Origin of the sequence: Trinickia caryophylli (genome assembly GCF_034424545.1) — a bacterium.
Lineage (GTDB): Bacteria > Pseudomonadota > Gammaproteobacteria > Burkholderiales > Burkholderiaceae > Trinickia > Trinickia caryophylli.
Genome location: NZ_CP139970.1, coordinates 3418130 through 3431948 on the forward strand (window position 1 = coordinate 3418130; position 13819 = coordinate 3431948).

The following is a 13819-nucleotide window of genomic DNA, read 5'->3' on the forward strand; positions in this document are numbered from 1 at the left end:
ATCCCTGGCGGGACTTCCCGCGGGGCGGGAAATTCGGGGCGGCCCCGGGTTTCCTCGGCAGCGGTAATAGGTTAAGGACCATTCACCATCATGGTTGAACTTGAAATAGACGGCAAGAAGGTCGAGGTGCCCGAAGGCAGCATGGTGATCCAGGCTGCGCACAAGGTGGACACGTACATTCCGCACTTCTGCTATCACAAGAAGCTTTCGATCGCGGCCAACTGCCGGATGTGTCTCGTCGAAGTCGAAAAGATGCCGAAGGCCGTACCGGCCTGCGCCACGCCGGTTTCGGCCGGCATGATCGTGCGCACGACTTCCGAGAAGGCCGTGAAGGCGCAGCAATCGGTGATGGAATTCCTGCTCATCAATCACCCGCTCGACTGCCCGATCTGCGATCAGGGCGGCGAGTGCCAGCTGCAGGATCTCGCCGTCGGCTACGGCAAATCTTCCTCGCGCTACAGCGAAGAGAAACGCGTGGTGTTCCACAAGAATGTCGGCCCGCTCATCTCGATGGAAGAGATGACCCGCTGCATTCATTGCACGCGCTGCGTGCGCTTCGGCCAGGAAATCGCCGGCGTGATGGAACTCGGCATGCTGGGCCGCGGCGAACATTCGGAAATCACCACGTTCGTCGGCAAGACGGTCGACTCCGAGCTGTCGGGCAACATGATCGATCTGTGCCCGGTTGGTGCGCTCACGAGCAAGCCGTTCCGCTACAGCGCTCGTACGTGGGAGCTCTCGCGCCGCAAGTCGGTGAGCCCGCACGATTCCGTCGGCGCCAATCTCGTCGTGCAGGTGAAGAACAACCGCGTCATGCGCGTGCTGCCGCTCGAGAACGAAGCGATCAACGAGTGCTGGATCTCCGACAAGGATCGTTTCTCGTACGAAGCGCTCGCCAGCGAGGAGCGTCTTACTCAGCCGATGATCAAGCAAGGCGGCGAGTGGATCGAGACGGATTGGCAAACGGCGCTCGAATATGTCGGCAAGGCGATGAAGGGCATCGCCGCCGACCATGGTGCCGATGCGCTCGCCATGCTGGGCAGCGCGCACAGCACGGTCGAGGAACTGTTCCTGCTCAAGCAGCTTGCCAAGGCGCTCGGCACCCCGAACGTCGACTTCCGTCTGCGCCAGACCGACTTCTCGGCGGCACCGGCCGGCGCGCCGTGGCTCGGCCTGCCGATCGCCGACCTGTCGACCATCGACGGCGGGCTCGTGATCGGCTCGTTCCTGCGCCGCGATCATCCGCTTCTGGCCGCGCGCCTGCGCCAAGCTGCGAGGACGGGGGCGAAACTGCATCTCGTGCAGGCCACGACCGACAATTCGCTCATCCCGACCGCCAAGACGATCGTCGCCGCGCCTTCGGCGTGGCTCGACGCGCTCGCGGGCATCGCCGCAGCCGTGTCGCAGACGCGTGGGGTCGCGCTGCCGGAAGGCTTCGGCGGCGCCGAGGCAACGCCCGCCGCGCAAGAAGCCGCTGCCGCGCTCGCGAACGGCGAGCGCCGCGTCGTGCTGCTCGGCAACGCGGCCGTTTCGCACCCCGATTTTGCCCGCCTGCATGCGCTCGCGCAGTGGGTCGCCGAGCATACGGGCGCGACGCTCGGCTTCCTGACGGAAGCGGCGAACACGGTGGGCGCCTACGCCGTCGGCGCGCTGCCCGACGCGGGTGGCCTCAATGCGCGGGAAGTCTTCGAAACGCCGCGCAAGGGCTATGTGCTGCTCAACGTCGAGCCCGAGTTCGACACGGCCAACCCGGCGCAGGCGCTTGCCGCGCTGAAGCAGGCCGAGACCGTCGTGATGCTGTCGTCGTTCAAGACGGGCACCGAGTACGCGGACGTACTGCTGCCGATCGCGCCGTTCACGGAAACGGCCGGCGCGTTCGTCAACGCCGAAGGCACGGTGCAGCCGTTCAATGGCGTCGTGCGTCCGCTCGGCGAGACGCGCCCGGCCTGGAAGGTGTTGCGCGTGCTCGGCAATGTGCTCGGCCTCTCGGGCTTCGACTACGACACGGCGGAAGACGTGCGCCGTGCCGCGTTGCCTGAAGGCTCGGTGGCGGCTCAGCTCTCGAACAAGGCGGGGGCGGTAGCGGCGGGCCGTACGCTGGCCAAGCCGGCAGCGGGCGCGCTCGAGCGCATTGCCGATGTGCCGATCTATCACGCCGATCCGCTCGTGCGCCGTGCACCGTCGCTGCATCTGAGCGCAGCTGCACGCGTGGCGAACACGATCGGCTTGCCGGCGGCGCTCTTCGACAAGCTCGGATTGAAGGAAGGCGACGCGGTACGCGTGCGCCAGGGCGATCGCGAGGTTCTGGCGAGCGCCGCGCGCGACGCGTCGCTGGCGGAAACGGTCGTGCGCGTGTCCGCGGCGACGCCTGCCGGCGCAGCGCTCGGCAGCCTGTTCGGTGAACTGGTGGTGGAGAAGGCGTAAATGAGCTTGTTCGATACGATCAACGCGGGCGGCAGCGAGGTTCTCGGCGCGGCGTGGCCCACGGTATGGGCGCTCGTGCGCATCCTCGTGGTGGCCGTCGTCATCCTGCTCTGCGTGGCTTACCTGATTCTCTGGGAGCGCAAGCTCATCGGCTGGATGCACGTTCGCCTCGGGCCGAATCGCGTGGGCCCCGCGGGCCTTTTGCAGCCGATCGCCGACGTCTTGAAGCTGCTGCTCAAGGAGGTGATTCAGCCGAGCGCAGCCAGCCGCTGGCTCTACCTCGTCGCACCGGTCATGACGGTCGTGCCTGCCTTCGCTGTCTGGGCCGTGATTCCGTTCCAGGCCAAGGCGGTGCTCGGCGATATCAACGCGGGCCTGCTGTACGTGATCGCGATCTCGTCGATCGGCGTGTACGGCGTGATCCTGGCGGGCTGGGCCTCGAACTCGAAATATGCGTTCCTGGGCTCGATGCGCGCGGCGGCGCAAATGGTGTCGTACGAAGTGTCGATGGGTTTCGCGCTCGTGGTCGTGCTGATGACCTCGGGCAGTTTGAACCTCTCCGACATCGTCGGCTCGCAAGAGCGCGGCTTTTTCGCCAGCCACGGCGTCAATTTCCTCTCGTGGAACTGGCTGCCGCTTCTGCCGGTGTTCGTCGTCTACTTCATCTCGGGTATCGCGGAAACGAACCGCCACCCGTTCGACGTGGTGGAAGGGGAATCGGAGATCGTGGCCGGCCACATGATCGATTACTCGGGCATGGGATTCGCACTCTTCTTCCTCGCCGAGTACATCAACATGATCGTGATCTCGGCGCTCACGGCCACGATGTTTCTGGGCGGCTGGAGTGCTCCGTTCGGTTTCCTGTCGTTCATCCCGGGCATCTTCTGGCTCGTCTTCAAGGTATTCCTGCTGCTGTCGGTGTTCATCTGGGCGCGCGCCACGTTCCCGCGCTACCGCTATGACCAGATCATGCGTCTCGGCTGGAAGGTGTTCCTCCCCGTGTGTATTCTCTGGGTCGTCGTGGTCGGGTTCTGGATCATGTCGCCGCTGAACATCTGGAAATAAGGGCGGACGAAAATGACCGCAATCCAAAACTTCTTCAAGACGTTTTTCCTGACCGAGCTGCTGAAGGGGCTCGCACTGACCGGGCGCTATACGTTCAAGCGCAAGTTCACGGTGCAGTTCCCCGAGGAAAAGACGCCGATCTCGCCGCGCTTTCGTGGCCTGCACGCTTTGCGCCGCTACGAGAACGGCGAGGAGCGCTGCATTGCCTGCAAGCTCTGCGAGGCGATCTGCCCGGCGCTCGCCATCACGATCGAATCGGAAACGCGCGCGGACAACACGCGCCGTACGACGCGCTACGACATCGATCTGACCAAGTGCATCTTCTGTGGTTTTTGCGAGGAGAGCTGCCCCGTCGATTCGATCGTCGAGACGCACATCCTCGAGTATCACGGCGAGAAACGCGGCGACCTGTACTTCACCAAGGACATGTTGCTGGCGGTCGGCGATCGCTACGAGGCGCAGATCGCGGCGGCGAAGGCAGCCGACGCGCCGTATCGGTAACGCGGGATCGAGCTTTTGACCGTTGTGGGTGTGCATGCGGGCTTACACGCCCGCGGCATCGCGCGGCGAGAGCCGCCAACGAAACCCTGATGCCTGACGATGGGCTAACGATGAACCGGTAATCATGGAATTCACGACCGTACTGTTCTATATCTTCGCGCTGCTCCTGACGGTGTCGGCGCTGAAGGTGATCACGTCGCGCAACCCGGTCGGGTCCGCGCTCTTTCTCGTGCTCGCGTTTTTCAACGCGGCGGCCATCTGGATGCTGCTCGAGGCCGAATTCCTCGCGATTCTGCTCGTGCTGCTCTACGTGGGCGCGGTCATGGTGCTGTTCCTCTTCGTCGTGATGATGCTGGACATCAACCTCGACGTGCTGCGCCGCGACTTCAAGCGTTTCGTGCCGATGGCGACCGTAGTCGGCGCGATCATCGTCGTGGAGACGGCGCTGGTGCTCTGGCACGGCTACGGCGGCACGGCCAATCCCGTGCACTCGGCCTCGGCCGCGGGCGGGGTAGGGGCGGGCGCCGCGATGTCGAATACGTATCTGATCGGCAAGGCGATCTACACCGATTACATTTTCGCGTTCGAAGTGGCGGGCCTCGTGCTGCTGGTCGCGATCATCGCGGCGATCGCGCTCACCGCGCGCAAGGGCAAGGACGCGAAACGCCAGCGCATTTCGGATCAGGTCAAGGTGCGCGCGAAGGACCGCGTGCGGCTCGTCAAGATGCCGGCCGAGAAGGCGCTCGAGACGGGCAAGGATGCGGCCGCGCCGGGCGAAGCCGGTGCGAACGTGGGCGCCGGCGCAGTCGGCAACAACAGTTGAGCGCCGAGGAGAAAACATGGTGACCCTGGCTCATTACCTCGTGCTCGGCGCGATCCTCTTTGCGATCGGCGTCGTCGGCATTTTCCTGAATCGTCGCAACGTCATCATCATCCTGATGGCGATCGAGCTCATCCTGCTCGCGGTGAACACGAACTTCATCGCGTTCTCGCACTACCTCGGCGACGTGCACGGACAGATCTTCGTGTTCTTCGTGTTGACCGTGGCGGCCGCCGAAGCGGCCATCGGCCTCGCGATTCTCGTGACCCTGTTCCGCACCCTCGACACGATCAACGTCGAGGATCTCGATCAGCTCAAAGGTTAAATTCAGGCACTGCTGTTATGTCCACGACACTCAATGAAAACCTGCTGCTGGCGGTCCCGCTCGCACCGCTGGCCGGCTCGCTGATTGCAGGGCTGGCCGGCAAGGTGGTGGGACGCAAGGGCGCCCACCGGGTCACGATCCTCGGCGTGCTGATCTCGTTCATCCTGTCGGCGAAAGTGCTTCTCGACGTCATCGGCGGCGCGAGCTTCAACGCGACCGTCTACGAATGGATGACGGTCGGTTCGCTCAAATTCGAGGTTGGCTTCCTCATCGATTCGCTGACCGCGATGATGATGTGCGTCGTCACTTTCGTCTCGCTGATGGTGCACATCTACACGATCGGCTACATGGCGGAAGACGACGGCTACGAGCGCTTTTTCTCGTACATCTCGCTCTTCACGTTCTCGATGCTGATGCTCGTGATGAGCAACAACTTCCTTCAGCTCTTCTTCGGCTGGGAAGCGGTGGGTCTCGTGTCGTACCTGCTGATCGGTTTCTACTTCACACGCGAGAGCGCGATCTACGCCAACATGAAGGCGTTCCTCGTGAACCGCGTCGGTGACTTCGGCTTTCTGCTCGGCATCGGCCTCATTCTTGCCTACGCAGGCTCGATGAATTACGGCGAGGTGTTCGAAAAGCGCGAAGCGCTCGCGGCGTTGACCTTCCCGGGCACGCACTGGGGCCTCCTGACGGTCGCCTGCATCTGTCTTTTCATCGGCGCGATGGGTAAGTCGGCGCAGTTCCCGCTGCATGTCTGGCTGCCCGACTCGATGGAAGGCCCGACCCCGATCTCGGCGCTGATCCACGCGGCCACGATGGTGACGGCCGGTATCTTCATGGTGTCGCGCATGTCGCCGCTCTTCGAGCTGTCCGACACGGCGCTCTCGTTCATCATGGTGATCGGTGCCATCACGGCGCTCTTCATGGGCTTCCTCGGCATCGTGCAGAACGACATCAAGCGCGTGGTTGCCTACTCGACGCTCTCGCAGCTCGGCTACATGACCGTCGCGCTGGGCGCCTCGGCCTACTCGGTGTCGGTGTTCCACCTGATGACGCACGCGTTCTTCAAGGCGCTGCTGTTCCTCGGCGCGGGCTCGGTCATCATCGGCATGCACCACGATCAGGACATGCGCAACATGGGTGGCCTGCGCAAGTACATGCCGATCACCTGGATCACGTCGCTCGTCGGCTCCCTCGCGCTGATCGGCACGCCGTTCTTCTCGGGCTTTTACTCGAAGGATTCGATCATCGACGCGGTCGGGCTTTCGACGCTGCCAGGTGCGGGCTTCGCCTACTTCGCGGTCGTGGCGAGCGTGTTCGTGACGGCGCTCTACTCGTTCCGGATGTACTTTCTCGTCTTCCACGGCGAAGAGCGCTTCCGTCATCCCAAGGACTTCGGTAATGGCCATGGCGCCGAATCGGCCGCGCACGGCGCCGAGCACGGCCATGGCCATGACGAGCACCACCATGCGCACGAGCCGCACGAAACGCCGTGGGTGGTCTGGGTGCCGCTCGTGCTGCTCGCGATTCCGTCGGTCATCATCGGCGCCATCGCAATCGGCCCGATGCTCTACGGCGACTTCTTCCAGCATGGCGTTGCGTTCGAGAAGGTCATCTTCATCGGCGAGAACCACCCGGCGCTCGAGGAAATGACGAAGGAATTCCACGGCTGGGTTGCGATGGGCCTCCATTCGGTGTCCGCGTTGCCGCTGTGGCTGGCGCTCGCCGGCGTCGTGACCGCCTGGTTCCTCTATCTGAAGCGTCCCGATTTGCCTGCCGTGATCCGCCGTGCCTTCGGTCCGATCTACACGCTGCTCGAGAACAAGTACTACATGGACAAGATCAACGAAGTCGTCTTCGCGAGGGGCGCGGTGGCCATCGGCCGCGGGCTCTGGAAAGAGGGCGATGTCGTGGTCATCGACGGTGTCGTCAACGGGAGCGCGCGCTTCATCGGCTGGTTCGCGAGCGTGATCCGCTTCCTGCAATCCGGTTACATCTACCACTACGCGTTCGCCATGATTATCGGCATGCTGGGGCTCCTTACCCTGTTTGTAACGCTCGGCGGCAGCAAATAAGGCGGGGGACACTTAATGCACTCTTTTCCGATTCTTAGTACCGCGATCTGGCTGCCGATCGTTTTCGGCCTCGCCGTGCTCGCCATTGGCTCCGACAAGAACCCCGGGCCCGCACGCTGGCTCGCGCTGATCGGCGCCGTCCTCGGCTTCATCGTGACGCTGCCGCTCGTGACGGGCTTCGATCCGGCTACGGCCGACCTGCAGTTCGTCGAAAACGCACCCTGGATCGAGCGCTTCCATATCGCCTATCACCTCGGCGTGGACGGCATCTCGATGTGGTTCGTCGTGCTGACCGCACTCATTACGGTCATCGTCGTGATCGCGGGCTGGGAGGTGATCACGAAGAACGTGTCGCAATACCTGGCCGCGTTCCTGATCCTCTCGGGGATCATGGTCGGCGTGTTTTCGGCGGCGGACGGCTTGCTTTTCTACGTCTTCTTCGAAGCGACGCTGATTCCGATGTACCTGATCATCGGCGTGTGGGGCGGACCGAACCGGATCTATGCCGCGTTCAAGTTCTTCCTCTACACGCTGGCCGGCTCGCTGCTGATGCTGGTCGCGCTGATCTACCTGTACGTGCAAACGGGCACGTTCGATCTGGCGACGTGGCAAAAGGCGCCGCTCGCGATGACGCCGCAGGTACTGCTCTTCATTGCCTTCTTCCTGGCGTTCGCGGTGAAGGTGCCGATGTGGCCCGTGCACACGTGGTTGCCTGACGCGCACGTGGAAGCGCCGACGGGCGGCTCGGTCGTGCTGGCCGCCATCATGCTGAAGCTCGGTGCGTACGGCTTCCTGCGTTTTTCGCTGCCGATCACGCCCGACGCGAGCCATGCGCTCTCGTCCGTCGTCATCGCGCTGTCGCTGATCGCCGTCATCTACATCGGGCTCGTCGCCATGGTGCAGGCCGACATGAAGAAGCTCGTCGCGTATTCGTCGATCGCGCACATGGGCTTCGTCACGCTCGGCTTCTTCATCTTCAACGAGCTCGGCGTGGAAGGCGCGATCGTTCAGATGATTTCCCACGGCTTCGTCTCGGGCGCGATGTTCCTTTGCATCGGCGTGCTCTACGACCGCATGCACTCGCGCCAGATCGCCGACTACGGCGGTGTGGTGAACGTCATGCCGAAGTTCGCCGCGCTCGCGATGCTGTTCTCGATGGCCAACTGCGGGCTGCCGGGCACCTCGGGCTTCGTCGGCGAATTCATGGTCATCCTCGCGTCGGTCCAGTACAACTTCTGGATTGCGTTCGGCGCCGGCTTCACCCTGATTCTTGGTGCGGCCTATACGCTCTGGATGTACAAGCGCGTGTACTTCGGCGCTGTGGCGAACGACCACGTGAAGGAACTCACCGACATCAACGGCCGCGAGTTCCTGATCCTGGGCGTGCTTGCTGCGCTGACGCTGTTCATGGGCCTCTATCCGAAGCCCTTCACCGATGTGATGCACGTCTCCGTGCAGAACCTCCTCTCCCACGTCGCGCAGTCGAAGCTGCCGATGCCTCAGTAACGCCGAGCGGAGGAACGAAACGATCATGCAAAACGCCTCTATGTCTGTCCTCTTGCCCGACGCCCTGATCATGGCGGGCGCCGTTGTCGCATGGCTGAACGAAACGTTCGTCGGCGACCGCGGACGCCGCGCGACGTATCTGATCGCCGTGCTCTCGTCGCTTGCCGCCGGCGTCTGGTTCGCGACGCTCGTGTTCGGCGCACAGGCGGCGCCGCAGTACTTCTTCGCGCGCATGTACGTGGTGGATGGCTTCGCGAGCGCGATGAAAGCCGTCGTCTCGATCGGCTACGCGGTCACGCTGATCTACTCGCGCAAGTACCTCGAGGATCGGGATCTGTTCCGCGGCGATTACGTGCTGCTCGGCATGTTCGCGCTGCTGGGTCAGCTCGTTATGATCTCGGGTAACAACTTCCTCACGCTTTACCTCGGCCTCGAGCTGATGTCGCTCTCGCTCTATGCGGCGATCGCCCTGCGCCGCGATGCGTCGCAGTCGAACGAAGCGGCGATGAAGTACTACGTGCTCGGCGCGCTCGCCTCGGGTTTCCTGCTCTACGGCATTTCGATGCTGTACGGCGCGACGGGCTCGCTCGATCTCGGCGAAGTGTTCAAGGCCGTGGCATCGGGGCGCATCAACTATGCGGTGCTGCTTTTCGGCGTCATTTTCATCGTCGCCGGTATCGCGTTCAAGATGGGTGCCGTGCCGTTCCACATGTGGGTGCCCGACGTTTATCACGGCGCGCCCACGGCCATGACGCTGCTCGTCGGCGGCGGCCCGAAGGTTGCCGCGTTCGCGTGGGGCCTGCGCTTCCTCGTGTTCGGCCTGCTGCCGCTCGCGGTCGACTGGCAACAGATGCTCGTGATCCTCGCGGCGCTTTCGCTCATCGTCGGCAATATCACCGGTATCGCGCAGCGCAACATCAAGCGCATGCTGGCGTACTCGGCGATCTCGAACATGGGCTTCGTGCTGCTCGGCCTGCTGGCCGGCGTTGTCGACGGCAAGACCGAGAGCATGACGGACGCGTACGGCGCGGCGATGTTCTACAGCATCATCTACTTCCTGACGACGCTCGGCTCGTTCGGCATCGTGATGCTGCTCGCGCGCCGCAATTTCGAAGCCGAATCGCTCGACGATTTCAAGGGCCTCAACAAGCGCAGTCCGGTATTCGCGTTCGTGATGATGGCGATGATGTTCTCGCTCGCCGGCATTCCCCCGACCGTCGGCTTCTATGCGAAGCTGGCCGTACTCGAGGCGTCGATGAACGCGGGCCTGACCTGGCTGACGGTGCTCGCTGTCATCACTTCGTTGTTCGGCGCGTTCTACTATCTGCGTATCGTGAAGCTGATGTACTTCGACGAGCCGCAGGACGCTTCGCCCATCGAAAGCCCGGCCGCGAACCGCTTGTTGCTCGCCATCAACGGTATTGCAGTGGTCGCGCTCGGCATCGTGCCGGGGCCGCTGATGACGCTCTGCACGAACGCCATCACGAACACGCTGCACGCGCTCTGATGTCGGCTGCGGGCTGGTTCATCGTGCTGTTGGCGGTTGTGGCCGCCAACGTTCCGTTTCTGAACCAGCGGCTCTTCGGCGTCGTGCCATTCGGCGCGACGAAAAAGAGCGGCTGGCTCCGGATCGGCGAGTTGATCGTGCTTTATTTTGTCGTGGGCGCCCTCGGCTTTATGCTGGAGGCGCGCGCGGGCAACCGCTTCGAACAGGGCTGGCAGTTTTACGCGATCACGTTTTGTCTTTTCCTCGTGTTCGCGTTTCCCGGCTTTACGTTTCAATACCTCGTCAAACGCCGCTGACGGTTTCTCGCCGGCTGCGGCGTTGTGCGCCACCGGAGACTGCAGATGGCTCAACTGCCCGATCACGATCACGATGCGTCGCTGACCGAGACGCGGGTCGATTCCCGCACGCTCCACGAAGGCTCCTTTCTGGTCGTCAAGCGCGACACCGTCCGCTTGCCCGACGGCAAAGAGGCGACGCGCGAATACGTGCAGCATCCCGGCGCCGTCATGGTGATCCCGATGTTCGACGATGGGCGCGTCCTGCTTGAGCGGCAGTATCGCTACCCGATCGGCCGCGTCATGATCGAATACCCAGCCGGGAAGCTCGATCCCGACGAAGGCGCTCTCGCGTGCGCGCAGCGCGAGTTGCAGGAGGAAACGGGCTATACGGCACGGGATTTCCTCTTCCTCACGCGCATCCATCCGATCATTTCGTACTCCACCGAATTTATCGACCTTTATCTTGCGCGTGGCCTGACGGCCGGCGAGCGCAAGCTCGACGACGGAGAGTTTCTCGACACGTTCGTGGCTGATTTGCCGCAGGTGCTCGAATGGGTGCGAACGGGTGCCATCAGCGACGTGAAGACGATTATCGGCACGATGTGGCTCGAAAAGCTGATATCCGGCGCATGGGAGCCGGGTGAAGTCCAACAATCGGCGCTCGATGCGATCGCGGCCGCGGCGCCCGCGCCGCGGGACTGAGGTTTCCGGCCGTACGGCGCGCGCGAGGACGTGTTCTCGAGCAGCGCTGGAACGCTGGTAACGATTTCGCGCTACACTGTACCGGCACTTTTGCCGCACCCAGGTTCCGATTCGTCATGAAGGTTCTCGATCTGCAATGCTCGCACGGTCATCGGTTCGAAGGCTGGTTCGCCTCCGCCGCTGACTTCGAATCCCAGTTGTCGCGCAAGTTGGTCGAATGTCCGATCTGCGCCGCGACTGAGGTGAGCCGCGTGCCGTCTGCGCCGAGGCTGAATTTGTCGGGGGCGACGGCGCCCGAGCAGCCAGCGGCAAACCGCGGCGCGGGAGCGGGCGACAGCGCGCGAGCGGGCGGCCAGGAGCGGGAAGTGGCCGAACACATGCGCGAAGTCGAAGCCCGCGTCATGCGTGCCTTGCGCGAAGCCGTGCAAAAGGCCGAGAACGTAGGCAATCGATTTGCCGAAGAGGCGCGTCGCATTCATTACAACGAAGCCCCGGCGCGTACGATTCGCGGCGTCGCCTCGCCCGAAGACGCGCGTTCGCTCGCCGAGGAGGGCATCGACGTCATGCCGTTGCCCGGCGCCTGGGCCCCGAAAGAGACGCTGCAATAGGCCGTCCAGCCTATTGCGGGTTCGCCCCTGTCCGTTCGATACTGCTCATCGCTTCCATGCAAGCAGACCGCGTATTCGCGTGACCTGCTTGCCTCGTCATGCCGTACCGTATCCGCCGCGGCGTAAGCTGGGCGGCGATCAAAGGAGACGCCGGAGATGGGATTGAGCTTCGAAGACCTGACCGTGGGCGCACGCGACGAAATTGGCGCCCACACGTTTACCGCTGAGGAGATCGTCGAGTTTGCTCAGCGATACGATCCACAGCCATTTCACGTCGACGAAGTCGCCGCCCGGGCTTCGCCGTTTTGCGGCTTGATCGCGAGCGGCTGGCAGACCTGTTCGGTGCTCATGGGCATTTTCGTGCGCAAGCGGCTCAACGGCTCCACGTCAATGGGCTCGCCCGGCGTCGAGGAAATTCGCTGGCTCAAACCCGTCCGCCCCGGCGATACCATTCGTCTTTTCAGCACCGTTCTCGACAAGCGTCCGCTGGCGAGCCGCCCGGATCGAGGCATCGCGACCATTCTCTGGGAAGGCGTGAATCAGGCTGGCGAAACCGTGGTCAGCGTTCGCTCGAAGGTGCTGTTCGGCCTGCGCGGCGAAGGCGGCGAGGGTGTGCCGGGAGCGCCGGTATGACGGGGGCCACGGAGCGCGCCGCGCCGGCCGCACCCGTTGCCCGCGCGATTGCGGATGCGGCGGCCCTTCGCGCGCTCGTCGGTGGTGCCCAGCTTTGCAGCGCGCCGGTGCTCGTTGATCAATCGCGCATCGATATGTTCGCCGAAGCCACGGGCGACCGGCAGTGGATTCATGTCGATCGCGAACGGGCCCACCGGGAGTCGCCGTTCGGCGGCACGATCGCGCACGGCTTCTTGACGCTTTCGCTGATTCCCGCGTTGCTGACCGAGACGGTGACCATTCGCCAACGCATGGGCGTGAACTATGGCTTGAACCGCGTCCGTTTCACTTCGCCGGTGCCTGCCGGTGCACGCGTGTTCGCGAGGTTTCAGGTTGCCGACGCAAGCGACGTCGAAGGCGGCGGCGTGCAGGTGACGTGGAACGTCACGCTGGAAGTCGAGGGTGAGCGCAAGCCTGCGTGCGTTGCGGAGTTCCTCACCCGTCATTACTTCTGAGTGCGTGTATCGTGTATCGGGCTCGAGGCGGAGCCAGGAGACGAAAGGCGCCCCTTCCGCGGAGGGCGCTGTTCGCTTGAGCTTGCCGCCACGCGTCAATGCTTCGCGTATTGCGTCGCGCCGAACAGTACTTCTCTGGCTTTGTCGTCCATCAAAGGCTTGCGCGCCGAGGCCAATACTTCAACGCCGCGGATCACGGCAGGCCGTGCGGCAATTGCTTCGTGCCAGCGCTTCACGTTGGGGAACTCGGCGAGCTCGATGCCCTGGTTTTGCCATGAGCGCGTCCACGGGAAGGCCGCGATGTCCGCGATCGTGTATTCGTCCGTCGCCAGGTATTGCGTCTTCCCAAGTTGCCTGTCCATCACGCCGTAAAGCCGCTTTGCCTCGTTCGTGTAGCGATTGATCGCATACTCGATTTTCTCGGGTGCATAGACGCGAAAGTGGTGCGTCTGCCCGAGCATTGGGCCGATGCCGCCCATCTGGAACATCAACCACTGCAGCGTGGCATAGCGTGCAACGGGCTCGGCCGGCAGGAACTTGCCCGTTTTCTCGGCAAGGTAGATCAGAATCGCGCCCGACTCGAAAAGTGCGAGCGGCTTGCCCCCCGGCCCGTCGGAGTCGACGATGGCCGGGATCTTGTTATTGGGGCTGATGGCGAGAAATTCCGGTTTGAACTGATCGCCCGCGCCGATATCGATCGGATGGACACGGTACTCGAGGCCGGTCTCCTCGAGCATGATGTGAACCTTGTGGCCGTTGGGTGTGGCCCAGCTATATGCATCGATCATCGCCGCTCCTTGATGAAGGAGGCGCCGCGGCCGCAGCGCCGGTCGAGCCGCAAATTAGCATAGAACTGCCGGTATCGTGCGCGAGCCCGGCAT

14 protein-coding genes are annotated in these 13819 nt (G+C 63.3%); 13 read left to right on the plus strand and 1 reads right to left on the minus strand.

Translation table 11 applies throughout. The annotated features are described in order from the left end of the window. The first annotated feature begins 90 nt into the window (after positions 1–90). From nuoG to U0034_RS15530, 13 genes are all read left to right on the plus strand, one after another. Entirely contained in the window at positions 91–2424 is a 2334-nt protein-coding gene (gene nuoG / locus U0034_RS15470) for an NADH-quinone oxidoreductase subunit NuoG (RefSeq protein ID WP_085230133.1), read from the plus strand. Then, positions 2425–3489 carry an NADH-quinone oxidoreductase subunit NuoH gene (gene nuoH, locus U0034_RS15475; protein WP_085230134.1) on the plus strand — a complete coding sequence of 355 codons (1065 nt, stop codon included), beginning with the start codon at positions 2425–2427 and terminating at the stop codon, positions 3487–3489. Positions 3490–3501: 12 nt separating this feature from the next. Next, complete coding sequence (nuoI, locus tag U0034_RS15480; RefSeq protein ID WP_085230135.1) at positions 3502–3990, plus strand: NADH-quinone oxidoreductase subunit NuoI; 489 nt, start codon at positions 3502–3504, stop codon at positions 3988–3990. A gap of 124 nt (positions 3991–4114) precedes the next feature. After that, a complete protein-coding gene (locus tag U0034_RS15485) occupies positions 4115–4813 on the plus strand; it encodes an NADH-quinone oxidoreductase subunit J (protein WP_085230136.1) in 699 nt (232 codons plus the stop codon). Positions 4814–4829: 16 nt separating this feature from the next. Further along, the gene (gene nuoK, locus U0034_RS15490; RefSeq protein ID WP_085230137.1) at positions 4830–5135 is read left to right on the plus strand and encodes an NADH-quinone oxidoreductase subunit NuoK; all 306 of its coding nucleotides are present in this window, start codon (positions 4830–4832) and stop codon (positions 5133–5135) included. Positions 5136–5152: 17 nt separating this feature from the next. After that, on the plus strand, positions 5153–7210 hold the full coding sequence (nuoL, locus tag U0034_RS15495; protein ID WP_085230138.1) for an NADH-quinone oxidoreductase subunit L: 2058 nt from the start codon (positions 5153–5155) through the stop codon (positions 7208–7210). A 15-nt stretch (positions 7211–7225) separates the two neighbouring features. Further along, entirely contained in the window at positions 7226–8716 is a 1491-nt protein-coding gene (locus U0034_RS15500; RefSeq protein ID WP_085230139.1) for an NADH-quinone oxidoreductase subunit M, read from the plus strand. Between the two features lie 25 nt (positions 8717–8741). After that, positions 8742–10223: an NADH-quinone oxidoreductase subunit NuoN gene (gene nuoN / locus U0034_RS15505; protein WP_085230140.1), complete on the plus strand. Its 1482-nt coding sequence runs from the start codon at positions 8742–8744 to the stop codon at positions 10221–10223. Continuing rightward, complete coding sequence (locus U0034_RS15510; protein WP_085230141.1) at positions 10223–10519, plus strand: DUF2818 family protein; 297 nt, start codon at positions 10223–10225, stop codon at positions 10517–10519. The genes nuoN and U0034_RS15510 overlap by 1 nt, the downstream gene beginning before the upstream one ends. A 45-nt stretch (positions 10520–10564) precedes the next feature. Then, positions 10565–11203: an NUDIX domain-containing protein gene (locus tag U0034_RS15515; RefSeq protein WP_085230142.1), complete on the plus strand. Its 639-nt coding sequence runs from the start codon at positions 10565–10567 to the stop codon at positions 11201–11203. Positions 11204–11319: 116 nt separating this feature from the next. Continuing rightward, entirely contained in the window at positions 11320–11811 is a 492-nt protein-coding gene (locus U0034_RS15520; RefSeq protein WP_085230143.1) for a DUF1178 family protein, read from the plus strand. A 156-nt stretch (positions 11812–11967) separates the two neighbouring features. Further along, the gene (locus tag U0034_RS15525; protein ID WP_085230144.1) at positions 11968–12444 is read left to right on the plus strand and encodes a MaoC family dehydratase; all 477 of its coding nucleotides are present in this window, start codon (positions 11968–11970) and stop codon (positions 12442–12444) included. Next, entirely contained in the window at positions 12441–12938 is a 498-nt protein-coding gene (locus U0034_RS15530) for a MaoC family dehydratase (RefSeq protein WP_085230145.1), read from the plus strand. The genes U0034_RS15525 and U0034_RS15530 overlap by 4 nt, the downstream gene beginning before the upstream one ends. Before the next feature lie 95 nt (positions 12939–13033). On the opposite strand, the gene U0034_RS15535 is transcribed toward U0034_RS15530, so the two are convergent. Continuing rightward, positions 13034–13726 (minus strand): glutathione binding-like protein, encoded by a 693-nt coding sequence (locus tag U0034_RS15535; RefSeq protein WP_085230146.1) that lies wholly within the window; start codon positions 13724–13726, stop codon positions 13034–13036. Positions 13727–13819: the final 93 nt, after the last annotated feature.

Excerpts from the sequence above, each read along its gene's own strand:
- nuoL (WP_085230138.1), top strand. The coding sequence starts at position 5,153 with ATGTCCACGACACTCAATGAAAACCTGCTGCTGGCGGTCCCGCTCGCA.
- nuoK (WP_085230137.1), top strand. The coding sequence starts at position 4,830 with ATGGTGACCCTGGCTCATTACCTCGTGCTCGGCGCGATCCTCTTTGCG.
- U0034_RS15520 (WP_085230143.1), top strand. The coding sequence starts at position 11,320 with ATGAAGGTTCTCGATCTGCAATGCTCGCACGGTCATCGGTTCGAAGGC.
- nuoI (WP_085230135.1), top strand. The coding sequence starts at position 3,502 with ATGACCGCAATCCAAAACTTCTTCAAGACGTTTTTCCTGACCGAGCTG.
- U0034_RS15485 (WP_085230136.1), top strand. The coding sequence starts at position 4,115 with ATGGAATTCACGACCGTACTGTTCTATATCTTCGCGCTGCTCCTGACG.
- nuoN (WP_085230140.1), top strand. The coding sequence starts at position 8,742 with ATGCAAAACGCCTCTATGTCTGTCCTCTTGCCCGACGCCCTGATCATG.
- nuoH (WP_085230134.1), top strand. The coding sequence starts at position 2,425 with ATGAGCTTGTTCGATACGATCAACGCGGGCGGCAGCGAGGTTCTCGGC.
- U0034_RS15515 (WP_085230142.1), top strand. The coding sequence starts at position 10,565 with ATGGCTCAACTGCCCGATCACGATCACGATGCGTCGCTGACCGAGACG.
- U0034_RS15535 (WP_085230146.1), bottom strand. The coding sequence starts at position 13,726 with ATGATCGATGCATATAGCTGGGCCACACCCAACGGCCACAAGGTTCAC.
- U0034_RS15525 (WP_085230144.1), top strand. The coding sequence starts at position 11,968 with ATGGGATTGAGCTTCGAAGACCTGACCGTGGGCGCACGCGACGAAATT.
- nuoG (WP_085230133.1), top strand. The coding sequence starts at position 91 with ATGGTTGAACTTGAAATAGACGGCAAGAAGGTCGAGGTGCCCGAAGGC.
- U0034_RS15510 (WP_085230141.1), top strand. The coding sequence starts at position 10,223 with ATGTCGGCTGCGGGCTGGTTCATCGTGCTGTTGGCGGTTGTGGCCGCC.
- U0034_RS15530 (WP_085230145.1), top strand. The coding sequence starts at position 12,441 with ATGACGGGGGCCACGGAGCGCGCCGCGCCGGCCGCACCCGTTGCCCGC.
- U0034_RS15500 (WP_085230139.1), top strand. The coding sequence starts at position 7,226 with ATGCACTCTTTTCCGATTCTTAGTACCGCGATCTGGCTGCCGATCGTT.